General features: G+C 48.3%; 18 protein-coding genes. 7 read left to right on the top strand and 11 right to left on the bottom strand.

What is annotated here, in order from left to right; all coding sequences use genetic code 11:
• Positions 1–15 precede the first annotated feature (15 nt).
• Positions 16–2,187, top strand: coding sequence for a PAS domain S-box protein (locus ACRRNK_RS01435; RefSeq protein ID WP_433945057.1), 2,172 nt, complete (start codon positions 16–18; stop codon positions 2,185–2,187).
• A gap of 233 nt (positions 2,188–2,420) precedes the next feature.
• On the opposite strand, the gene tnpB is transcribed toward ACRRNK_RS01435, so the two are convergent.
• Together tnpB and ACRRNK_RS01425 are read right to left on the bottom strand one after the other, a co-directional pair.
• Positions 2,421–3,542, bottom strand: a complete 1,122-nt coding sequence (gene tnpB, locus ACRRNK_RS01430; protein WP_433945056.1) for an IS200/IS605 family element RNA-guided endonuclease TnpB — start codon at positions 3,540–3,542, stop codon at positions 2,421–2,423.
• Between the two features lie 296 nt (positions 3,543–3,838).
• Positions 3,839–6,013 (bottom strand): alpha-galactosidase, encoded by a 2,175-nt coding sequence (locus ACRRNK_RS01425; RefSeq protein WP_433945055.1) that lies wholly within the window; start codon positions 6,011–6,013, stop codon positions 3,839–3,841.
• Between the two features lie 423 nt (positions 6,014–6,436).
• Here ACRRNK_RS01425 and ACRRNK_RS01420 point away from each other — a divergent pair, with 423 nt between their 5' ends.
• Positions 6,437–7,279, top strand: coding sequence for an AraC family transcriptional regulator (locus ACRRNK_RS01420; protein WP_433945054.1), 843 nt, complete (start codon positions 6,437–6,439; stop codon positions 7,277–7,279).
• A 69-nt stretch (positions 7,280–7,348) separates the two neighbouring features.
• Here the strand turns inward: ACRRNK_RS01420 and ACRRNK_RS01415 are convergent, their stop codons facing one another.
• From ACRRNK_RS01415 to ACRRNK_RS01400, 4 genes are all read right to left on the bottom strand, one after another.
• Positions 7,349–9,943 carry an FtsX-like permease family protein gene (locus ACRRNK_RS01415; RefSeq protein ID WP_433945053.1) on the bottom strand — a complete coding sequence of 865 codons (2,595 nt, stop codon included), beginning with the start codon at positions 9,941–9,943 and terminating at the stop codon, positions 7,349–7,351.
• Positions 9,940–10,623: an ABC transporter ATP-binding protein gene (locus ACRRNK_RS01410; protein ID WP_433945052.1), complete on the bottom strand. Its 684-nt coding sequence runs from the start codon at positions 10,621–10,623 to the stop codon at positions 9,940–9,942. Before ACRRNK_RS01410 ends, ACRRNK_RS01415 begins: the two co-directional genes overlap by 4 nt.
• Positions 10,624–10,723: 100 nt before the next feature.
• On the bottom strand, positions 10,724–11,725 hold the full coding sequence (locus ACRRNK_RS01405; RefSeq protein WP_433945051.1) for a sensor histidine kinase: 1,002 nt from the start codon (positions 11,723–11,725) through the stop codon (positions 10,724–10,726).
• Entirely contained in the window at positions 11,726–12,409 is a 684-nt protein-coding gene (locus tag ACRRNK_RS01400; protein WP_433945050.1) for a response regulator transcription factor, read from the bottom strand.
• Positions 12,410–12,630: 221 nt separating this feature from the next.
• Here ACRRNK_RS01400 and ACRRNK_RS01395 point away from each other — a divergent pair, with 221 nt between their 5' ends.
• The 3 genes from ACRRNK_RS01395 (at position 12,631) to ACRRNK_RS01385 (ending at position 14,460) form a co-directional block, all read left to right on the top strand.
• On the top strand, positions 12,631–12,891 hold the full coding sequence (locus tag ACRRNK_RS01395) for a hypothetical protein (RefSeq protein WP_433945049.1): 261 nt from the start codon (positions 12,631–12,633) through the stop codon (positions 12,889–12,891).
• Complete coding sequence (locus ACRRNK_RS01390; protein ID WP_433945048.1) at positions 12,869–13,465, top strand: DUF6036 family nucleotidyltransferase; 597 nt, start codon at positions 12,869–12,871, stop codon at positions 13,463–13,465. The genes ACRRNK_RS01395 and ACRRNK_RS01390 overlap by 23 nt, the downstream gene beginning before the upstream one ends.
• 296 nt (positions 13,466–13,761) lie before the next feature.
• Entirely contained in the window at positions 13,762–14,460 is a 699-nt protein-coding gene (locus tag ACRRNK_RS01385) for a DUF2306 domain-containing protein (RefSeq protein WP_433945047.1), read from the top strand.
• Positions 14,461–14,632: 172 nt separating this feature from the next.
• Here the strand turns inward: ACRRNK_RS01385 and ACRRNK_RS01380 are convergent, their stop codons facing one another.
• The 5 genes from ACRRNK_RS01380 to ACRRNK_RS01360 all read right to left on the bottom strand — a co-directional run bounded on the left by ACRRNK_RS01380 (position 14,633) and on the right by ACRRNK_RS01360 (position 21,562).
• Entirely contained in the window at positions 14,633–16,213 is a 1,581-nt protein-coding gene (locus ACRRNK_RS01380) for a SagB family peptide dehydrogenase (protein WP_433945046.1), read from the bottom strand.
• A gap of 53 nt (positions 16,214–16,266) precedes the next feature.
• A complete protein-coding gene (locus ACRRNK_RS01375; RefSeq protein WP_433945045.1) occupies positions 16,267–18,210 on the bottom strand; it encodes a TOMM precursor leader peptide-binding protein in 1,944 nt (647 codons plus the stop codon).
• Positions 18,207–20,168 carry a putative thiazole-containing bacteriocin maturation protein gene (locus tag ACRRNK_RS01370; protein WP_433945044.1) on the bottom strand — a complete coding sequence of 654 codons (1,962 nt, stop codon included), beginning with the start codon at positions 20,166–20,168 and terminating at the stop codon, positions 18,207–18,209. The genes ACRRNK_RS01375 and ACRRNK_RS01370 overlap by 4 nt, the downstream gene beginning before the upstream one ends.
• Before the next feature lie 232 nt (positions 20,169–20,400).
• Complete coding sequence (locus tag ACRRNK_RS01365) at positions 20,401–20,652, bottom strand: heterocycloanthracin/sonorensin family bacteriocin (RefSeq protein WP_433946764.1); 252 nt, start codon at positions 20,650–20,652, stop codon at positions 20,401–20,403.
• Positions 20,653–20,869: 217 nt separating this feature from the next.
• Entirely contained in the window at positions 20,870–21,562 is a 693-nt protein-coding gene (locus ACRRNK_RS01360; protein ID WP_433945043.1) for a YetF domain-containing protein, read from the bottom strand.
• A gap of 142 nt (positions 21,563–21,704) precedes the next feature.
• Here ACRRNK_RS01360 and ACRRNK_RS01355 point away from each other — a divergent pair, with 142 nt between their 5' ends.
• Complete coding sequence (locus tag ACRRNK_RS01355; protein WP_433946763.1) at positions 21,705–22,310, top strand: uracil-DNA glycosylase; 606 nt, start codon at positions 21,705–21,707, stop codon at positions 22,308–22,310.
• 70 nt (positions 22,311–22,380) lie between these two features.
• Positions 22,381–22,899: a hypothetical protein gene (locus ACRRNK_RS01350; RefSeq protein WP_433945042.1), complete on the top strand. Its 519-nt coding sequence runs from the start codon at positions 22,381–22,383 to the stop codon at positions 22,897–22,899.
• Positions 22,900–22,944: the final 45 nt, after the last annotated feature.

Here is a 22,944-nt window from a genome sequence, read left to right as displayed (position 1 = left end):
GGGGTCGCGAACGTCATGTCCTTAGACCAAAAGATACAGAGTGAAGTCGTATTCGCCCATTGGTTCCGTCATGCCGGGGCCGGCTTGGCGGTCGTTACCAACGAATGCGCTTTTTTAATGGTTAACGAATCGTTTTGCCGGATGCTCGGTTATGCGGAGCATGAACTGCAGCGGCTGTCTTTTCATGAGATTATGCGATTCGGCGAAGCGGCCGCAACCAGCGAGCTGCTTGAGCAGATCAAACAAGACAGACGGCAGCCGCAGCGCCTGGAGCAGGCGTTCGTCCGCAAAGATGGCCGAGTGGTATGGATGCAGCTGCATATCACGATCTCGGACAGCGTTATGCAGCATTTTCTCGTTGAGATGCACGAAATTTCGGAACAAAAACGGCTGGAGCAGCAGCTGCGGGAATATGAAGAACGATTCCATTCGATCTTAGAGAACCACCCCGAACTCGTCCTCCTATACTCTGAATCGGACGGGCTCGTTTATATCAGTCCGGCATGTGAGAGATTAACCGGATATACGGCGGACGAACTGCTCTCGAATCCTTACGTGATCCAGATGCACAACTTACCTTCAATTGAACAGCAGTTTGAATGGGCATTACGAGGGGAACCGCTCAGCTTCGAAATGTCTTATCTTCACAGAGATGAGCGTACGTTGTACGTTAATGTCACATCTGTTCCGATTATGTGTGGCGGCAAGATTGAATCCTTGTTCTGTATCGTGAAAGACATTACGAACGAAAAGCTGAAGAGCGAACAGCTGGAACGGGCAGAAAATTTGTATCATCTGATTTCGGAGAACTCGCAAGATATTATTACAATTACCGATAAGTCCGGAATCGTCCAATACACATCGCCTGCGATTACAAGAGTGCTTGGATACAAGCCGGAAGAAGTGATCGGGCATTATGGCGGCAATCAATGGGAGCAGAACGAAGTACGGGAATTTGAAAATTCGTCACCTTTCAATGACTCGCTTGAGGTGCTCGTAACCGCCCCGAACTTGCACAAAGACGGTCATATCGTGTATATGGAGAACAAAATACGAGCGATCTGCGATGAGCAGGGGGAAATCGTCCAATTTCTTGCGATCGCCCGCGATATTACAGAGCGGCTTGCAGCAGAAGAAGGATACCGGCGAATTGTCGAAGACTCCCCGGATATGGTCATCATAACCCGCGGGCAGCAATGGCTGTTCATTAATGAAGCCGGTACAGCGCTGATCGGCTGCAACGATAAGTCTGAGGTCATGCAAAAACCATTTATCCAATACATCGCCCCGAAGTATCGGGATCTGATCGAAGCGAGGCTGCTTGAGGTGGCCGACGGCCAAACTGTTGAGTTGATTGAGCATAAGCTGATTCGTGCGGACGGGTCAATCATCCATGTCGAATCGAAATCGATGCCGACCGTTTTTAAAGGGGAAGCTGCCGTTTACACGGTCATACGCGATATAACGGAGCGGAAAAAGACGCAGGATCTGCTGATCAACTCGGAGAAGTTGTCCGTTTCGGGCCAGCTCGCCGCCGGGATCGCACATGAGATCCGCAATCCGCTCGCCGCGATCAAGGGATTTTTGCAGCTCATGAGGTCCGGGCAGCCGACCAAGCAGGAGTATCTCGAAATTATTTCGGAAGAAATGAGCCGAATCGAAGGTATTTTATCCGAGCTGCTTGTGCTCGCTAAACCGCAAATTTCGAAGCGCATGCCGAAAGATATCGGGCAATTAATCCAGCAAACCGTCACTCTACTCAGTACGCAGGCGATTTTGAAGAGCATTGAGGTCAAAGTTTCGATTGACGACGAACTGCCGCTGCTCGTGTGTGACGAGAATCAAATCAAGCAAGTGCTCATCAATTTTATTAAAAATGCGCTCGAAGCGACCGCCAGCGGAGGCGTCATTGAAGTCAGCGTCCGCAGATTAAACCCTGCGGCAATCGAGATCGTGATTCGCGATACGGGGTGCGGGATCTCAAAGGACCGGCTGGCAAGGCTCGGCGAGCCGTTTTATACCACGAAGGAAAAAGGCACCGGACTCGGGCTTATGGTCAGCCGCCGCATTATCGAAAGCCACGGCGGCACCTTCTCGGTCACCAGCACCGTCAACGTCGGCACATCGGTCACCCTCACCTTCCCCATCGAGCGAGCAGATGAACGGATTGGAATGACCATTCATTAGCCGCGGCTGGGAATCGTACTGCAAAATATGCGCCACCTCATATGCAAGCCCTCCAAAAATGACGGCCTTCCAGAACAATCTCCGGAAGGCCTAATTTCGTTATCGATTCAACAAGCTTCTTCTTCATTTTCATGTCATTCATCATTCGGTTGAACTACTCTCCACTTAACACCCTACGGGTCGTTTGAAGTGGGAGATTCCTAAGTACGAAAGCCTATCGGCTTTTAATTTGATTAGGCTATCCCCGTAGTCCCTACGGTTAGAAGTCTTATAGCTTCATTTTTAAGATTCTGTCCTGCGTTAATATCCCTGTCGTGATGTGCTCCACAAGAAGGGCAATCCCATTCACGAAGGTTTCGATGTTTAACGTCTTTGTTTTTATAGCCGCAGCACGAACACAATTGAGAACTAGCGAAGGTTTTAGATACAGCAATCACTTGCTTACCATACCATTTTGCCTTGTATTCTAACATCTTGTGGAATTGTGACCATGACACTTCACTAATGGCTTTGGCTAATTTATGATTCTTTAACATGTTCGTGACTTGCAAAGTCTCAATACCAATGACATCGTGGTTTTTGATGATATCCGTAGAGATTTTTTGCAAGTAGTCTGTTCTTGTATGGGTGATCCATTCGTGGAGTCTTGCAACCTTGATCCGCTGTTTGTTCCAATTTGAACCCCCCTTCGTACGTCTAGAAAGAATACGTTGTGCTTTTGCTAGTTTCCCTTCGAGTGTACGAAACCATTTCGGGTTAGAGAATACCTCTGCTGTACTCAAAATAGCAAAATCCTTCAGCCCAACGTCAACGCCAACAGAAGAACCTGTCTTTTCTAATGATTGCACTTGTGTTTCTGCAAGAATAGAAATGAAGTACTTTCCGCTGGGATTACGCCTAACGGTTGCGTTAAGAATACACCCGTCTACTTCACGACTTTTGGCAAAGCGAACAAGACCCAATTTAGGCAATTTGATTTTGTTGCCTACAACGGCAATATTTCCGTTTGTTTCCTTTGTTGTGTACGACTGTACTGGATTTTTCTTAGACTTGAAGCGAGGTGCATGGTTCTGATTTTTAAAGAATCGTGTATACGAATCGGCAAGGTTTTTCAGTGAGGATTGAAGGGCAATGCTATCCACTTCTTTTAGCCAGACTAATTCTTTCTTTAACTGTGTCAATTCAGCAGAACATGAATGGTAAGTTAATCCTTTGCCTGTTTCTTTGAAGATATCCGTCCATCGTGCTAAAAAACGATTGAATACAAAACGACTACACCCAAATGTTTTAGCAATCAGGATTTCCTGTTCTTTCGTTGGATAGATACGAAATTTGTATGCTTTGTTGACTAACATTACTTTTCACCTCACTATTACCAGAACCTATGTTCCTATTATACCATATGGAGGGAATTTTCGGCTATCGCCAACGACATTCATCCCCTCCCTAATCATTAGGCTTCGCCCTCCACATTCCTTGAGGAAGGGGTATTCTGTCGGAAGGTCGATAAAAAACATGGTGGACTCCCCCCGGTCTGCAGCTACGCGCAAAAGCCCCTTTTGAATAAAAAGGGGCTTAGCTTAACTTAACTCAATCAATTGGATGTCCAGGAACCGCCTGTTCCTGTTCCTGTTCCTGGACTTCTTGCACTTTAGCGCGTTACGGCCCGGAGTCTGAACCACCCGCTTTGATAGTCCTTCTGCTCGTAGGCAAGGGCCAGCCCTAGCTGCATGAGCCTGTCTCCTCCATGGATTGACGTCTCTCCACTATGTCCCGACTGAACCTCATATTCAAGTTCCGGATTGAGTCCGTCAAGACGCAGGCTGCGCTTAGACGGGTTCGGCACGGCCATCACTTGGAAATAGTAGGCGATGGCCTCCTGTTGGTCCTCCGACACAATCATCCAAGCCGACTCGTTCCCCTCAAACGGACTCTTAAGCCGGTACAAGTCTCCCTTCTGAACCAAACCGCGAATCTCCTTGTAAGCTGAGACTTGGCGCCCCACGATCTCTTTCTCCTCATCGGTGAATTTCGTCAGATCCAGCTCATAGCCGAAGTTCCCGGACATAGCGACATCCCCGCGGAATTCCAGTGGTGTCATCCGTCCAACCTGATGGTTCGGTACGGCCGACACGTGCGCCCCGATGGCGCTAACCGGATACACCAGGCTGGTGCCGTATTGAATCTTCAGACGCTCCACCCCATCCGTATTATCACTGGTCCAGGTCTGCGGCATGTAGTGCAGCATACCGGGATCAAAGCGTCCGCCGCCACTTGAACAGCTCTCGAACAGAATATTCGGGAATGAAGTAGTGATGCGCTCCAGCAGTTCATACAATCCAAGCACATAGCGATGCGCGGTCTCTGCTTGGCGCTCCGGCGGCAGAGCGGCGGAACCGATCTCCGTCAGGGCGCGGTTCATGTCCCATTTCACGTAAGCGACCGGCACACTTGTGAAAATAGCAGACAGCGAGTCATAGATGTAATCACGCACTTCCTTGCGGGTGTAATCGAGCACCAGCTGCCATCTGGCTTCACTGCGTCTTCTCCCCGGAACATGAAGGCACCAGTCCGGATGCTTGCGGTACAGCTCGCTGTCCGGCGAGATCATCTCGGGCTCGAACCAGAGACCGAACTTCAGGCCCTGCTCGTTGACGCGCTGCGCGACATCCGCAAGCCCGCCCGGCAGCTTCCGGCGATCCTCGTACCAATCGCCAAGGGAGGAATTGTCGGAATCCCTTTTGCCGAACCAGCCGTCATCCAGGACAAACAGCTCGATTCCAAGCCTTGCGCCCTCTTCCGCGATGGATACCAGCTTATCCGCATTAAAGTCGAAATAAGTGGCTTCCCAGTTGTTGACCAGGATAGGTCGCTCTTCGTCCCGATATTTCCCACGGCACAGCCGGGTCCGGTACAAGCGGTGATACGTCCGCGACATATCTCCGAGTCCCTGACCGGAGTAGACCATGACCGCCTCCGGCGTCTGGAAGCTCTCTTCCGGGCTGAGCAGCCAGGCGAAGTCGAAGGAGTTAAGACCGATATTTACTCGTGTGGAACCGAAAGAGTCCACTTCTGCCCCGGCCTCAAAGCTGCCGCTGTACACAAGGCTGAAGCCGTATGCCTCACCATGGTTCTCCGTTGTCTCCGGAGTGACCACTGCGGTAAAAGGATTGAACTGATGACTGCTCATGCCTCTTTTGCTATCGATCCGGGTTTCACCCTGTTGAATTGGCCTCCGAACAATGTTCGCTTCCCGAGCCCATGCTCCCGACAAGTACATCATCTCCAGATCGCTCTTGCCCGAGAAATCGACACTGGCGCTTAGAGCACGGCGAAGACGAAGGCTCTTGTCCCCCTCATTACTCAGACGGGCTGAACGAGTGATTACATTTCGATCCGCAAAGATCGTATAGCTAAGAACGACCTTGAGGCCTGAATAGGCATCCTTCAAATCCAGCTCCAGCGTCTCGGCTTCAGCATCACCCTCAGTATATACAGCCGGAAGCCCGGATAAGGATGGCTTCCCCTTTATGATCCGGTATCCCTCATATCTCAGCTCCGTAACACGGGTTCCATCCTCAAGCTCCGCTTGGTACGCCGGATTACGGAAGTCTCCGCTCCCGTACTGCGGATATTCTTGAGGCAGCCGGTCGAGTCCAGCGTTCGCCGGGGTATGAATCAGCAGATCATCCATGGATTCCCGGTGCCTCAGCTTGCCTCCCCAGTAGACGTGCAGAGGATACCCGTCCACGATCTGAATCATATAACTCATGCCGGGCGACTGCAGATGAAACAGCCCGGTGTGCTCTTGAACAATTATGCCCACTAGTTAACATCCTCTCTAGAAGTGATATCCCAGGCGGATATGACTTTCCCAAAATTAACTCCCACTAAGCAAAACATGGTTTAAAGCTTGATTATCTCATTACAGCATGATGGTTTTGTCTCCGGTTACAATATATAATACTTTGAGTATGTAGTACATGGCATGGTGCTTACTAAACATGGTATAATGCTAGATAAAATGAACTTTAGAATTAACCGATCCCAGCGGAGAGGCCGAGTGATTCTGAAGAAGCGGAGCGTCCGCCTTTGTCTCCGAAATGCCCCACTGATATCTAGTTCAAGCATTTCGGAGACAACAGTGGTCGTAAGAACACTCGGCATCGCAGCGCCCGAATAGGGTAACTTTCATAAGTTCATTTTATATAGATAATACAAAGTTATAAATTAAAAGGCGGGATTTGCCGTGATTGAGTATCTGCCGCGCAGCAAGAATCTCTCGGAGCTATATTTGACTCAATTTGGTGTGGAGAATTGCATACCGGGTCATTTCTTCGGGCCGGCTGTAAGGGATTATTTTCTGCTGCATTATATTATGGACGGTGAGGGAATCTTCGAGGTGGGTGGGAAGAGATATCACCTGGGGAAGGGACAAGGGTTCCTCATCTGCCCCAATGTGATCACATATTATCAAGCCGATACAGATAAGCCCTGGTCATATTGCTGGGTCGGTTTTCACGGGAGCTTGGCTGAATGGCTTCTCAAGCAAGCGGGTCTGACGATGGCGTCCCCAATCTTCATCTATGAGCGAGACGACATACTCCATCAATACATGCAATCAATGGCCGAGGCGAAAGCTAACCCTAAAGCTCAAGAAGTCAGGCTGACCGGACTGCTGTACTTGATGTTATCGCTCATTGAAGAGTCCGGGCCGGCAGCTCCTCCCAGTGAAAGGGAAAGCCAAGCGGAGGTTTACGTCGAGAAAGTGACCGATTTCATTGAGATGAACTATGCTCAGAAAATTACGATTGAGGATATTGCCCATTTTATTGGCTTGAATCGAAGCTATTTGGGCTCTTTGTTCAAGCAGCGAATGAACACAAGCATTCAGGAATACCTGGTGCGCTATAGGATCAATAAAGCATGTGAAATGATGAGAAATGCCGAGCTCTCGATCGGCGATATCTCCCGTTCAGTCGGCTACAGCGACCCGCTTCTCTTCTCCAAGGTCTTCAAAAAGCTGAAGGGAATCTCCCCCAAGCATTACCGGGCGGAGGTTCATCCCCAGCCCCAGGCTGCTGATCTCTAGGGACAGACGGATGGATTCGTATAGGCAAAAAACCGGCCCTGACTTAATCAAGTCAGAGCCGGTTCTTCTTTAGATACTCTCCTGCTTCAGCGCATGGATAATGTTCTCCTTCTTGACCTTGGCGCTGGAATATAACATAGCGGAGCCAACAATGAGAAATACCGCCGCAATGACAGTGATGATGCTCATCCAAGGCAGGGTAAATGCGTAGCTGAACCTATTCCCAAGTGCCTTATAGACGAAATACATGACTACGACGCTGAGAGGAAGCCCGAACAGCAGGGACTTGGCCCCATAAAATATACTTTCGTAGTTCATCATTTTCGTAAAGCCCTTTGGCGTCATTCCGACGGATCTCAGCATCGCGAACTCCCGCTTGCGGAGGGAGACGCCCGTTGAAATGGTATTGAAGATGTTCGCAATCGAAATCGCTGAAATTAACACGATAAAGCCATAAGAGAAGACGGACATTAATAAGACACTCTGTTCACTTCTTGCTCTGGACTGAAATACGTTATAGACCTGAAGTCCGTTCTCTCTCATTTCTTCGATTTCCTGCTGCGTCTTCAAAGGATCCGTACTCTTCAGATAGAGAGTGGTCTGTACAGAATCCGGATTCTTATCTTGTGCCCACTGATTCATCACCCGTTCCGAGACAACGAGATTTAATCCGCCTAATCCTACTTGGCTCATCCCCATAGGAGCTTGATCCGTCAAAGCAGCAAAGGTCACTTTGCCTGCCTTCCTCTCTTTTCCCGTGTTCACATCGGTTTGAACCAAATCGAGGCCTTCGCCGACTTTCGTATGGATGGCCTTCGTTTGAACATATTTTCCTGTGTTAAAGTCTTGGTAATTTACGTTTTCCAGCACGATAGCTGTGGGATGGCTCGGGTCAGTCAGCTGCTCGTAATCGGCGCCAACCGCTTTGGCATAGACGCGCAGACTGGAATCATCCAAGGCACTGATCCTTATATTGTACGGGTATTTCCCGTTCCTAAGCATACTCTTATCTTGTTTAATCGTCTCTTTCAATTCATCCGCAATGGACGCTTCCTCGATCAACGCCTCCATATTCAACTCGTGGATCGTATTGTACTCCGTTACATCCTTTAAGGATCTAATCGACTGTACCAACCGGTCGTCTATTCTCTCGCCATTGCCGTACCATACTTGAATATCGTAATTAGTATCCTCTAGTGATATATCCAGCGATTGCTTTAAGCTATTGGTGAAGAACGATATGGTCAAAAACAGAACGATGCTGATAACAAGCGAAAAGACCGTAGCATGATATCTGCGTTTGTTTCGCTTTAGGTTCTTCAGCCCCATCTCCCCTTCGATCCCGAAGAGTCTGCGAATGAGCTTTGACGTCCTTACGGCTCTGCCCGTAAGCTTGATATCGTCTGTCTGGCGGATCGCATCCATGGCGGAGATCCTGGATGCTTTCCTAGCCGGGAGATAGGTCGAAATAAATATCGTCAGCATCGAAACCGCACAGGCAATCAGAAGGGATAATGGCGTGACGATCAGTGTCAGCCTTTGCGTCATTCCTAATGCCCCTTGAATGATCGAGTTGATGAATATAAAAGTAACTCCAATCCCGGCAAGTCCACAGATTACTCCAATGGGTATGCTGATCAGGCCAATGACGAACCCTTCAAAAAACACGGAGTTTCTCTTCTGTCTCCTTGTGGCCCCCACGCTGGCAAGCATCCCTAAATGGCGGGAACGCTCGGAGACGGAAATCGCAAAAGCATTATAGATTAATGAAACCGAGCCCACAATAATAACTCCCATAATGATGGCTGTTAGGGAGATCAGCATACTGTTCGTAGCCTTGTTCTTAGACACCCCATAATAATGAAGTAAATCGTTATTAAATTGCACGGATTTGATCTTATTGTGCTCTGCCAGGTTCTCCGCGTGAGTGAACAAGGAACGGTTTACTGTCCGCAGAGCAACCGCCGCGTTTACTTGGTCGTTCGCCCCTATAGTATTCTCATTGACATAACTAAGCAGGGTGTATCCCGGAGCCCACCCCGGTTCCCACTCAGGGCGCTTGATAAAGCCTACCACGGTGTACTCTCTTATCTTTATATTTTGGAGGGTTTCTGTCATTTTGCCGTCGATCATACGAACCGCTTCCGTCTGACCCATTGGAGAATGATTGCCGCCTTCCTCTATTCGCTCGCCGATAGGCAGGGTTAGGTGATCCCCGATTTCGTACTTCACCTTGGCATACTCTGCAAGAGCATCCGAGAGGAGGATTTCCTTGTCCGTCCTAGGAAGACGCCCCTTGCTCAGCTCAACTCCAAATTGCTTGAAGCCTTGGTCATTATACTCCTTAACGAACAAATACGGCCTGCTGCTGTTTTGTTCCCCCTCAATAGGGGCATAACCAAGATCCTTTGAGATGGCAACCTCTCCGGTTGCTTCATCATTCTGGATCGCTGCAAGCTGTTCCTTGTTGACATCCATATATAGGACATGCCATTCCCCGTTATCTGCAATGGACTGTCTTTTCATCAGATCCTGAAAGGAAAACCCCAGAGTTGCCACAGCCGTCACCATCGCCACCGAGATAATGACCCCGATGATCGTTACAAGTGTACGTCGCTTATTCTGCTTCAGATGCCGAATCGTCAGCTTGTTGACAATATTCATGGACGAATCACCTCGTCCTTGGCAATCCTTCCATCTTCAATAGAGATGACTCTGTCGGCTTGCAAAGCGATCCGTTCGTCATGAGTAATTACGATCAGCGTACGTTGAAAGGTTTTGTTCAGCATTTTCAATAGATCAATGATCTCACTGCTGTTCTTGCTGTCCAGGTTCCCTGTCGGCTCGTCCGCCAGCATGATTGCTGGATTGGCAATCACCGCTCGGCCGATCGAGACCCTCTGCTGCTGCCCGCCGGATAGCTGGTTCGGCAGATGATTCATATGATGCTGCAGGTTCAACGTCTTCACCAAGTTGTCCAGCAGCTGCCTATCCACCTTTTGCTTATCAAGCAGGAGCGGAAGTGTAATATTCTCTTCTGCCGTCAGGACCGGAATCAAGTTGTAGAATTGGTAGACCAGACCGATTTGTCTGCGCCGGAAAATAGCCAGCTGGGTTTCGTCCAGATCATACATATCCGTATCCTCAACAAAGACTTTGCCGCCCGTTGGCCGGTCCACACCTCCCAGCATATGCAGAAGTGTCGATTTGCCCGAGCCGGACGGGCCAATAATCGCAACAAATTCACCCTTGTGCACGGAAAAGGAAACATCGTCAAGCGCTTTTACCGCGGATTCGCCTTTTCCGTATATTTTAGATAGATGCTCTATTCTTAAAATTTCCATAGTCTTAAACCTCCATCGTTCATCTGATGAATATCATTGTATCTGTCTAACATGACTCTCAGGTGACTCTGAAGGTGACAGTTTAGTCACTTACGGTTGGTTAAATGACTTGTTTATACAGCTTAATCCGGAACTCCGTCCCCTGTTCGCTGCTGCTCGTCACATCGATGACGCCGTTCTGACCTGCAATAATGCTGTGGGCCATCGCAAGACCAATGCCGATGCTCCCCTCGCCAGCGTTCTTGCCCTTGTAGAAACGTTTGAAAATATAAGGCAGGTCCTCCTTTGGAATGCCTTTTCCGTTGTCGGCGATCACAATTTCCGTGTATAGCGCATTTTCCGAGAAAGTAATGGCTATGGTCCCGCCTTGATCTGTGTGCTCCACAGCATTCTTCAAAATATTGATCACCGCTTCAGCCGTCCAATTGAAGTCGCCCACAAAAGAGGCATAGTCATCGCCCGTAACCGAAACCGTCTGTTCCTTAATGTCCATCGGAATTAGAACCGGCTCCAAAGCCTTATGGATAAGCCTCTTCACGGGAATGTGATCTCGCTTGAATTGGATGGTCTGAGCGTCGATTTTGGAGAGCTTTAACAAGGAGGAGACCAGCCAGTCGATGCGCTCAAGCTGGATACGCAGATTATGAGTGAACTCCGTTCTTTTGACTGGCGGCAGATCAGGGCTGCTAAGCAAATCCGCCATGACCGTCATCGAGGTTAGCGGAGTTTTGAGTTGATGAGAGATGTCCGAGACGGCATCGGTCAGTTTAATTTTGTCCCGCTGCAGAAGCGAACGCTGCTCCGACAGCATGAGCGTCATTTTATAAATATCATTCTTCAGGATACTAAGCTCGCCTTCTTGATTATCACGAACGTCCAGGGAATAGTTGCCGCGGCTAATTTGCCGCAAATAGTCGGACAGCTTCTCCAGCTCGCGGTATCTCCAGCCTGTGAATATCAGAAAGCTGCCAATAAGCAGAAGAGACATCACAAGCACAAGCCCCGCAGCAGCAAGCGAAATGCAGGAAGCCGCAGCAACCGCCGCCAAGCTGATCGAGCCTAGAACGAACAATAAAATCCGAATCTCCCGATTGCGCAGCATCTAATCACCCACCTTATATCCTAAACCCCGTACCGTCTTGATCATTGCGGGCTGCTGCGGATCATCCTCCAGCTTGTCCCTAAGCCGCTTGATATAGACCGTTAATGTGTTGTCGTTCACGAAGTCGCCTGCCACATCCCAAATCTGCTCCAACAGCTGATTTCGCGTGAGAACCTGCCCCATATGACTGCCAAAGATCAATAATAAGCGGTACTCCAGAGCGGTCAACGCAATTTCAGCGCCGTTCTTATAGACCTTTCCTTCCAGCGTATGAATGCGGACATTGTCCATCTCAATGATTGCTTTGGTCTGGGACGGCTTATGGTATCTCCGCAAGACAGACTTAATCCGCGATAGAAGCTCCCGTATCCGGAATGGCTTGGTAATATAATCGTCAGCTCCCATATCAAGCCCCATCACCACGTTAACCTCATCATCGATTGCCGTTAAGAAAATGACTGGAATATCGCTCCGCTCCTTGACCATTCGGCACAGATCATAACCGCTTCCATCCGGAAGCGATAAATCAAATAGACATAAATCGAATTGATCTATCCCGTCAGCCAGCACTTTACTGGCAGAAGCAGCATTATAACAGAGAACGGTAGAGAAATGATCCTGCTGAAGTGAATATTCCAAACCGGACGCGATTGTTCTATCATCTTCAACTAACAAAATTCTCATCTTTAAATCATCCTTACTGTAGTTAAATTGCCTATTGGTAATTCAATCATTATGCCACATATCAATATGTAGTAAAGATCAACATGATAAACATATTTTAGGATCAACGTGTCTTGCAGATGGAGCCCTCTCACTGGTGTTTCCACACCCCGATGTCTATGGTTAAATAAGTTTCTCCCGTATATAATGGATATTATAGTCATAAAGGGAGGGCAAAGACGATGAGAAAAATGACACTTCAAGATGTTCAATCCAAAGTATCAGCGAACGGAGCATTCATTCATCTTGCCGTCGCCAAGTTTCGTGATCATTCCAGGGAGACCGGATGGGAGATGTCACGAATTCAGAACAGATCAGCTGACGAACAAAAGGCACTAAATTATATTGCCCGTTCCACCCTGCGCAGTGCTATGAAGTCAGGCATCATTCAGTACAACAAAGAAAGCAGGGTGCTGCTTGTTGAACAATATTCAAGACGCTAAACAAGCACTTGAGCAGCTCTTTCAGAAAGATAAGTTTGATAGGATGCTCCATACGGCAGCAATTTTAACCGAACTCTTATTACCCCACGGCGTCAGGCCCATTATCGTGGGTGGCCTTTCTGTGGAAATTTACACTTTAAGTGGATATACAACACAAGATATTGATCTTGTCATGGATGGTTATGAATTAGCTAACGATCTGCTGAATCAGATCGGATTTACTAAAGTAGGCAAGGATTGGGTCCATGCGGCTCTAGGGGTTTCAATTGAAATCCCATCAAACTTCTTGGCTGGAGACTACGAGAAAGTAACTGAGGTTCCTATTGGTGAGAGAAAAGTATTTGTTATCGGCATTGAAGATATCATATTAGATCGTTTAAGAGCTGCTGTCCATTGGAGTTCAGGCGAATCCCGCGAGTGGGGTTATCGGATGCTGCTTATGTATTATGAGGAGCTTGATATTCCATATTTTTTTCAGAAGTTCGAAACCCGTTCAGAACAAACGGAGTTTGAATTATGGATTACAGAAGCACTTAAAGAAAAGGGAACTATTGACAAAAAGGAACCGACATAACAAAAATATAACTTATATATAACAAACCCAAGGAAGCCCGCCTTCCTTGGGTTTGTTTGATTACCATCCTAACGCATCTAAGCTACTCTTGTTGTAATTTGTTGAAGGCTGGAAGGCATGTGCTGCTTCAAAAAAAGGAAGAACCCAGGCAAGGTTGTATACTCAAGATCCCATTAGAGAACGCCCTAGTCAGCCCTCCGACCGATCCATAAATCCATCTACAGCCCAACTGATTCATTAGCAAATTTATGTAGAATAACAGGGTATCCATTTTTCTCATGATTAGGAGGGAATTCATGTTCCAGCAGCGCACAAAACGGGTATGGGGCGGAGTTATCGCGTTTCTTGCCTTAGGGGTAGCCATATATTTAGGTGTGCAATACTTTGTATTCGGGGTAACCTCATCAGGCCTTATTCAGGACAAAGTCAATACCCAGCATCTAAAATTATCTGATCTCTATTACTTCGTTCTTTACCTTCACATTGCAACAGGGATCATCGCCATTTCTATCGGTTGGATCCAATTTATCGAATCCATCCGAAAGAAATACAGCAGCCTGCACCGAACACTCGGCAAGATCTATAGTGGCTGCGTAATTTTTTCTGGTGGAGCCGGACTATTTATTGCGTTCAACGCTACCGGAGGATGGATCTCTACCGTTGGATTTCTACTTCTTTCCCTATCCTGGCTCTATACTGTGATCAAGGGTCTTCGCGCAATTGTCGTTGAGCAAGATCTGCATAACCATAAGAACTGGATGCTCCGCAACTATGCCCTAACGCTTGCAGCCGTAACACTTCGCATCTACTTGCCAGTATGCATGCTCCTATTTGGATTCGATGATTTCTATGTATATTACCGTGCCATTGCTTGGCTATGCTGGATTCCCAATCTGATATTCGCTGAATGGATAATTAGACGTGTCGCATCAAGTGGTCTCACTCTGTATAGCATTTCGAAAACAACTCATTTAAATAGGAAACGCACAATGTAACTCTTCAATAAGAACGTTTAAGCAGCCAGTCGCCGCTAATCAATCGGTGACTGGCTGCTTAATTAGTGAAATACAGGTGCTCGAGACTGGAATAGGTGAACTCCGAATCTCATACGTACAATGCAAAACCCGCTCACAGAAGCTTTACCGATACTTATCTAGCCATGCTCTTCTAGCCATGCAATCCCCCCGTTAAACGGGGGCTATGACGATAGGGCCCTACCGGGACTTGGATCAGGCTCGTTAATCCTTGCGAAGTCATCTTGTAGATCTCATCACATAACCTCGCATCAAATCCGAGGAGCGGATGCCCCCCAAGTCCAATCGCTGATGCAGCTAGCAGCAAACGCTGTACAAGCATCCCTGCTTCCATTTGTTGAATACGGTATCCCCTATACCCCATCGCTGTTACAAGATGATCCTTGTCCCCCGTAATATGAAAGATTAGCGGTACTTGGAACAGGTTCACATTATCGGAAGGCATTCCTTGCTGCAGCTGCAGGCGGTGATCCCCGAGACGTATCAATCGTAACGCATGAGCAGCACTGTCATAATAGTAAGCACCTTCTGGAATACCCTCAACGTTATACAGACATACGTACAGGGAGACGCGAGAATCAGAGTTCTCATGGTCTGCATCCAGATCACTCCAATACCTGAAGGAAGCCGTAGTCTCCCACAGTAGTAAGGCCAGCTGCTCTTGGCTTACCTTGCTCATCCTAAAATCACTGTCCGGGGAATACCGTCTTCGGCTTACGAACGCAAGATCATACGATAAATGCTTCACATAGGGAAGAGCCACCACCTGACCCTCGTAATGAACCATCTTCTCTTTCCTAATTGGTGCTGCCGACGGAAGTGTTTCGAGTAGGGAAACCTCGTTCATTCTGATTAACAGCGGAAATTCCTTAACCCTCCGGGACCGGACGTAATGATTATGCTGAACCGCCGGCAGCTCCCGGCATAATTCGGCAGCGGAGATACTCCCGCCTCCCTCATTCCTATAGTCACGCCAAGAGACCTCTGGCTCCACCGACAACGGAATCACCGCATACACACTCTCCTCTTGTTCGGATATCCCAAGAAGACCATTCACGGCCCGATCAAGAAACTGGAAGTACACCCCCGATGCAAAGCCAAACCGCTTCGCCACTTCCAAGAGCTGCCCAATCAGTGCACCGGCATCCAGCCCTTGCAGGCGATAGGAGAAGTTATTGTATTTAAAGAAGTTCTTCCAGAACATAGTCGATACAAAAACAATACCAAAGCATGCCGAAGTGTCACAGCGATTACCCAGAGCCCTGGCTAAATATGAATCAAAATTGCCTTCACGCAGCAGCGCTAAACGGTGGTGTGCCACATCATAATGATAGACCCCTGCGGGCAAATCCTCTATTTTCAGATACACGTATAATTCATTCGGATATAACGCTCCCCCCGAGGGAGCAAACCGCCGGTACAGCTGCAGCAGGCCCATGGTTGGCACCATGGAATTCGAGGCAAGAACGGCCTGGGACAGTTGAGTGAGCCCGAATACGTACCAGAGGAAATGCCCTACTCGGAGAAGGTCAGGCTTCACTGGAGCTTCAACACCTTCAAGCGTCAGCGGTATTTCCGAGGATAACGGAACCACAGGCACACCGCGATAGAGCTTATATGCTAGGGGTCCATCCTCCCAATCCACCACCAAGTCCGGCGGTTTGGTCTTATCAATGTCAAAATGCAGATTATGCAGAAACGCTTCCAGACTCATCCTTGGCCCTCCTTATATGAACGGGAGTGGTCCACCACGCCTCGCTTGCATACTTATGGAAATGGGTGCGGATATGGATTGAGATCCTCCATTCTTAGCGGCTTCTCCGCATACCCGAGTTCCACAGGTACCCGGAGCACCCGCTCCAGCCCTGCTAGACGGGTAAATTGATGTCCGAATGTCATCGGCAGCATCCCGGGGATCAGCACCTTCACGCAGTGCAGTCCATTTCGCATGATTTCCGGCGCTGTCACATCCACTACGATCACATCGAGATTCAGTCGTTGGAATGCCTTAAGAATGTCCCTCAGATCATCCGTTAAATCGGCATGCCTCGCCCCCCGCTTGAATTCCTCTTCAAACGTTCGCAGCGGGCGATTGTCATCCAGCAGAAATTGCAGGCGCTCCTCTGCTTGCGGCAATCCGTAAAGCAGTGAATGATCCTCCATCTGCTGCACCAGGGATGAATCATGGAACATTCGAACATACGTCTCCCGGTTCGCATCCAATTTATCGTCAAGCGACTGCACCATGCCGGCTAACTCGTGTACTGCACTTTTCACGGCCCTTACCGGGTCTGGATGAGCTCCAGCCGTACAGATGAGATTCACTCCTGTCTGCTTCCTGTTCTTCGCGATCCCCCATACACTTGGAATCCCATTCTCCATCGTCGAGTTAAAAAAATGCACATCAAACCCCGCCACTGCTTGTAAGCGGTCGATCATCAATCGCAATTCCTGGTCATTAGCGGATTGGAGGTCAAGGCGCGGGAGAGACAGCTGCGCATACCAAGTCATCAAGAACGAATCTCGCTCCACCACTTCCAATATGCCGTAAAAAATAGCTTCCTCCAAACTTCCGCCCAATGCGCACCCGTTGGAAGTCTCAAACACAAAGTTGTGCCCACAGCCCATGCTGTAATAGGCGAGCTGCTCCGGAACTAGAATCGGACGCTCTTGTAAAAACGAATAGCCCCATACCCAATTGATCGATTGATCGGGATCAAACGTTGTGAACGGGGCCCCCGGCTGGGCATATTGTTCCTCGGTATGCACTCCTACTTTAACTGGGTTAAGTGCTTGATCTTTCAGGTTGCGGAAGCTATCACGGACTACCGTCCGTCTGCTTCGGGGTGCCAAACCACAGTACCGCTCCAGCCCTTCCAATATAGCGGTCAATTCACTCACCGCATAGGAATGAGTCCGGCCTGCCGTTCCCACGTCCTCTGAGAACAACGGCAGATTCACACTCACGTCAGCAAATGTTGACTTAAGGTTAACCATCTTTCCATTCACAAAGCCAGTCCGGAAATCCATATAGTCTCGGGTCAGAAATTCACTGAGCTCATCGACCCGGCGGCAGCGGTAGCTGTCTGCGCTAATCTTCGGACTTGGTTGCAGCGAGATATGGGCTGCTGTCGATGAATCGTCAACCAATTGACTACACACCGGACAGAGCGGGTCAGGAAGAATAAGATGAAGTGTGCTCTCCAGGGTCTTCAAGTTAATCAAAAACATCTTCCCTGCCGATTGAACCCGCTGGCCTTGCAACTCTATTCGTGTCTCTTCTACCAGCAAATGAGCGACCTGCAAAAGTCCTGTACGTGATGCCCATGCATCACGCTCTACCCCCCCTCTTGTCACCAGTCTCATCTGCAGCTCCCGCATCTCTTTGCGATCACGTCCCGCCATGAGGCGCCGCGTGTCCGCACACTGGGAGCACCCTTGTGTGCCCGGACGAACCAGAGGTCCGATCACACCCTCGCCAAATGAGACGAAGCCACGCAGCCAGGGGATGCCGACTGGCCTCAGCAGCTCTTCGGCCTGTTGATGAATATAAGGGTTCCACGCATCGTCCAACAACAGAACCAAATCCACCGCTCCCGGTACTCCTGCCTCGAAATCGCTCTGACGAACCACCTCAAATTGGGTGGATAGTTCTCCACTCACACAGTCCGCCAGCACCCCTTCTCCAACAATCCCAACGGTAGCGCTCACCGGGATCCCTCCTCTCGCAGCACTACACCAAATACCCCTGCCAATTCCTCTTTCAAGAACGGTTCTACCGCCATATCGAGCACCAAGAGCCTCTTATGGCTTCGATTCAAAATTTGCAAGGCGGATTGTAGAACCTCTGGTTGTGACGCTGCTTCGCATGCTGGGATCTCGAGAATTAAAGGCTCCTGATTCTCCAAACGCACGGATGAGAACGCCCATGCTTGTTGCGATACGAAGCCAACTGGTTGGTTTTGTGCATCCTGAAGAGCCTGTTGTAATGCCTTTCGCAAAGCCATAGTCTCATTTAAGCCTATACTGCAATACCAGCAATCACTCGTTCGGACCCACACCACCGGAAATCCATATACTTCCTCTCCCAAGGCGATTACCGGCTCTCCCTTCATTGTCGTCAACGCCTGCGTATAAAAAAGGCAGTGTTCATCTTCTACCGTACCTAACTGTACCCGAGAGATGAGCGGCAACTGAGACGCCTGTTGCTTGAGTAATACTTCCTCCAAACACCTTTGCAGCCCTCGGCAAATGCCTTCCGAGGCCGTCTCTCCCGCTCCAATCCCGATGAATTCCTCCGGTTCTATCCTGCCAGCCTCTTCCCCTGGATGGGGAGGAAGCATCGGCACAAGCAAACCGGCCATTCGCGACACATAGGCTTCAATCCCGGCCAGCCCTGCTTCCCGCCGCGCCTGCTCATGCGTCAGATCGGTACAAATCATATCCGGCAGCAGCCCAGCGGGCCCCTCCGATAGCGGATCAGTAGCCTGAACACGACACTGAGAGAGAGGCAGCTGCGTTAAATCGCCCTCCTCCCAAACATGAAAAATCCCTGACTCCGCCGAGGTCAATCGGCTGAAATAAGGAATTAACCCGTCCTCGCTAATGCTTGGTCTCTGTTCGAGCTGAGGATCAAAATCATGAATCCATTCAGGTGCGCGAAGTCCGGTCACAAGCGGATGAGGCAGGAACGAATGCCACTCTCCTTCCAAAGTCTCCAGATTTAGCAGGAAAAACCGATGATTCTGTTCCGAATCGTCCGCTCCCGTAATCTTTTTAAATAATTCAAACACCATCACATTGGAGAGCATCGCTCCCGCTGTAGAAGAAAAGGTGTGCACTTGCGGGTCTTTAGTAATCTCAGATTGGTGTATACGGCGCCATGCTGACTCCCAGCACCCTTCAGCATCTGGATACACTAGGGGGCCTGCCAGACCAGCTTGTTGCAAGCATATAGCAGAAAGAAACAATTTCCGCTCCTCCTGGCAAGCCGCATGAAGAACCCGAAGTTCCTTGGTCTCACCCTCCCGTGACACAAATATAATCGAATCAAATGGTCTCACAGCCTCCTGCCAGCAGCCCTCTCCCTCCTGCTGCAAGGCAACCTCCTCTACTGCCACCTCGGAATCCGCTATACGCGCATGTGCCACCAGTTCCGCCAACCGCTGACGATCCGTCGCATCTGTACCCGAGACCAGTACATGAAACTTGGGCAATCCGGAGTCAAGCAGTGCAGAAATCGCAGAAATCAAGAATGGACCCGAACCGACCACCAATACTTTGGTCTGGCGATAGGACTGAAACCGATACGCACCCGAATCACCGAAATGATCCAAAAATTCAATTTGAGAAGCATACTTGGTGAGCACTTCTTCCGGCAATTGATGTGGAGCATCGCGGCTCACATCCCGGGCAAAGCCGTTACGATACAACACTGCCGCAATTTCATACACCTGGTTCCGGTGCTGGTCCGGCAATCCGTCTGTCAAATCCCCCAATCTGTGCTCCCCATTGAATATGGGTATCAGCATTTCAATCCACCGATCGATCGCCTCACCCTCCATGTGGAACGAGCTTACATTGTTTCGAAAATACACACCGTCCTGATCAGGGAGAACAAATGTATCTCTCTTCACCTTTAGACGCATGGAAGGATTCAAATTGGTCATTCTATTCCTCCTCGTAAGCAAGCTGCTCTTCATCTGCCCCAATACTTCACAAATCATCTTATGTACCGCTATTTGTCCCTCATGACTGTAGCGTCTAGCTCTGCCATGTCGTTTCCAACACAAAACACCCTTAAATTAGATTAGATTTACCCAAGGCTCTTCTAATCTATTTAGGGGTGCTCATGAAAATCAAAATGGTCGTTCCTCTTAGGCAGCCACGGTGTCCGTAGGCCTACCGTCCTCCACGATGACAGTTATGACAGTTGTGACAGTTATGGCAATTGGAGCAATTGGAGCAGTTGAAACAATTTGAGCAGTTAAAACAGTTGAAGCAGTTGAAGCAATTAAAACAATTAAAGCATCTGAAACAACTGAAGATACATAACCGGGCAGATTGATCGTTTTGAGCGTTCCAAGGAGTCATCTCACTCGCCTTAATGTTGGAAACATTCAATTTCGCCAAATCATTTTTGAAATCGTTCATCATCTTCCCCCCAATGTCACTTTATGCCAACATATGAATTGGGCTCCGCTCTTGTTACTGCTCCAAATGCCTATACTTATATTTTTTCTGAACACAGTCATGCGGTGAAATACAAATAGGAGCCTGCCACTGGCCCCGATTAATGGGATCATGTCTTCTCCTTTGGCAATAGCTCCAAGGGTCTCTTCAACAGAAACCGGGTCTATTGGGAACTATTTTATTGGATCGAATCCCGGTACTTGTCGATATACAACGTCCCATCCAATTGGAGCTCTGCGTAGAACACTTGGTCTACAGAATCAATGCCCTCTTTCTTTAATTGTTTGCCCAGCCAGACAGCGGAAACATCCATTTTCGCGAGATTTTTCTCCACGATTGTGCCATCAACGATAAGCTCAGTCGGGATTTTGTGAACAGGCATAGTGGCTGCTTTTATATCTTTCTTTGTGGCAGGAAGTAGTTCCTCTTTCTTCAACACACTGAGCCTACCGTCAGGTTCAAGAATTGCGAACTCAACTTCTTCCGGTGAGAAGATATCCTTGTTCCGAAGCAGCATGCTTAAATCGTCGATGTTGAGATGCTGCTTAGCCAAAGCCTTTTCCAGAATCATTCCTTGTTTGACGAGAATCGTAGGCTGGCCGTCGAGAATCTCGCGCGCTTTGACGGAGCGCAATCCGATCCATGCAATGATGAACGCCATGAGCGACCATAGGACCAAGCTGGATATTCCTTGCAGCAGCGTAATTTCTCTGGTGACGATAATCTCGGCAGTAGTAGAGCCGAAGGTGATCCCTGTAACATAGTTGAAAAATGTTAGATGCCCGACTTGTTTTTTACCGAGTAGACGCGTCAGAACAAGCAGAGCAATGAAAGACATTGCCGTGCGAAATAAAATTTCCCCATACGTCATATGCCGAACTCCTTGAATAACAGATGGTTCTATATTGGCCTTTGTTACCATCGCTTATACTTTGTTTAAAGGCAAGTTTTTGTACGGGGTGAGCATAATAGATTCATTATGTGTGAAAGTAAGGAGCTGTACGAACAAGACAATGGGGCATCCCTATGTAATCTTGCCTGAAGAACAAGCGCCTGGTGGTATTGAGCATTGTGAAATTTGCGAACTATCCAAGCAGCGGAATCGTGTTATCTGGGGAGAAGGAAATCCGAAAGCCCCGCTAATGATGATTCTGGATAATCCCGGAGCTCGTGAGGACCCAGAAGGAAACTCCTTTCTATGCGGTACCCGCGAGACACTCCAATTCGGTATGAGAGAGGCCGGGATTGTTGAGAACGATGTTTATGTCACCTATTTGCTAAAATGCAGGCCCATGCGTGCCTACAATAAACCCGAGGCTAGAGCGGCGTGTCTCCCTCATCTACTGCTGCAGCTCCTTCAGAAGCAGCCCCTTGTATTATTTGGATTTGGTAATGTCGTAGTGGAAGCCATATTCCCGGATAAGGAGAATGCCCGTGTCAAGAAATTACGAGGCAGCTGGTATGAGTATCAGAGTACGCCCATAAGCTTCACCTATCACCCACTTGCCGTAAGAAGAAGACCTAATCTACTTAAGTTCTTCGTAGAAGATTTGAAAGCTTTGAAGGAGAAGTGGGAGGAGATTCTGCAGGGTACAATATTTGAAGATCTGGATAATTGATGTAAAATCAATCCAAGTCCCATCATACATAGTACAGAGTGGGTGGACACTTTTTTACTTAGGGGGTCCTATGCAAAGAAAAGAACTTGATAAACTTTTTAAGAAATCTAAACTGCCGTTCAGGTATTCATTAGAAGAAGCAGACACCATACTTAGAGACAAATATAACGTCATCGAGATCGATAATGAAGTAATTGACGATTTGAAGAAAGATCCCCTTGTTAACTTTGATAACATTGTAAGGTGTTATGGGATAAATGATAGCAAAGTTCTTTCCACTCTCTTTAATGAAGATGAACGGAGTATGCACGCTGAGTGTCGGCAATATTATGCTAAAGAGCCAATATCAAATTCTGAAATTACGGAATCTGAGTTGCTCTGGAGAGACATTCAAGAGGGAGGGCTCCTCCAAATAGTACTGGAGAGTGCAGATGGGAAGTATATTTCTTCATTTACTTTACAAGGTTTAAGCGAAAAGGTACTGCATGAATTGGTCATACTAAAGGGAGTTCCACCAGAAAAGGGTTACATAGGAAATCCCTCATATGAATTTTATTTAGACGTTTTGCACAATAATGATTTAATTTAAATCGTCGAACTCTATTTAACAAAGCATCGTTTAAGAACCCTTCTT

The sequence above is a fragment of the Paenibacillus sp. SN-8-1 genome, from assembly GCF_050995535.1.
Classification (GTDB): domain Bacteria; phylum Bacillota; class Bacilli; order Paenibacillales; family Paenibacillaceae; genus Fontibacillus.
This window is presented reverse-complemented; position numbering and strand designations above follow the sequence as displayed.

Coding starts and splice junctions, on each gene's coding strand:
- ACRRNK_RS01405 (WP_433945051.1), bottom strand. CDS start 11,725: ATGCTGCGCAATCGGGAGATTCGGATTTTATTGTTCGTTCTAGGCTCG.
- ACRRNK_RS01395 (WP_433945049.1), top strand. CDS start 12,631: ATGAGAAAAATGACACTTCAAGATGTTCAATCCAAAGTATCAGCGAAC.
- ACRRNK_RS01400 (WP_433945050.1), bottom strand. CDS start 12,409: ATGAGAATTTTGTTAGTTGAAGATGATAGAACAATCGCGTCCGGTTTG.
- ACRRNK_RS01360 (WP_433945043.1), bottom strand. CDS start 21,562: ATGACGTATGGGGAAATTTTATTTCGCACGGCAATGTCTTTCATTGCT.
- ACRRNK_RS01415 (WP_433945053.1), bottom strand. CDS start 9,943: ATGAATATTGTCAACAAGCTGACGATTCGGCATCTGAAGCAGAATAAG.
- ACRRNK_RS01385 (WP_433945047.1), top strand. CDS start 13,762: ATGTTCCAGCAGCGCACAAAACGGGTATGGGGCGGAGTTATCGCGTTT.
- ACRRNK_RS01435 (WP_433945057.1), top strand. CDS start 16: ATGTCCTTAGACCAAAAGATACAGAGTGAAGTCGTATTCGCCCATTGG.
- ACRRNK_RS01380 (WP_433945046.1), bottom strand. CDS start 16,213: ATGAGTCTGGAAGCGTTTCTGCATAATCTGCATTTTGACATTGATAAG.
- ACRRNK_RS01365 (WP_433946764.1), bottom strand. CDS start 20,652: ATGAACGATTTCAAAAATGATTTGGCGAAATTGAATGTTTCCAACATT.
- ACRRNK_RS01350 (WP_433945042.1), top strand. CDS start 22,381: ATGCAAAGAAAAGAACTTGATAAACTTTTTAAGAAATCTAAACTGCCG.
- ACRRNK_RS01370 (WP_433945044.1), bottom strand. CDS start 20,168: ATGACCAATTTGAATCCTTCCATGCGTCTAAAGGTGAAGAGAGATACA.
- ACRRNK_RS01355 (WP_433946763.1), top strand. CDS start 21,705: ATGGGGCATCCCTATGTAATCTTGCCTGAAGAACAAGCGCCTGGTGGT.
- tnpB (WP_433945056.1), bottom strand. CDS start 3,542: ATGTTAGTCAACAAAGCATACAAATTTCGTATCTATCCAACGAAAGAA.
- ACRRNK_RS01410 (WP_433945052.1), bottom strand. CDS start 10,623: ATGGAAATTTTAAGAATAGAGCATCTATCTAAAATATACGGAAAAGGC.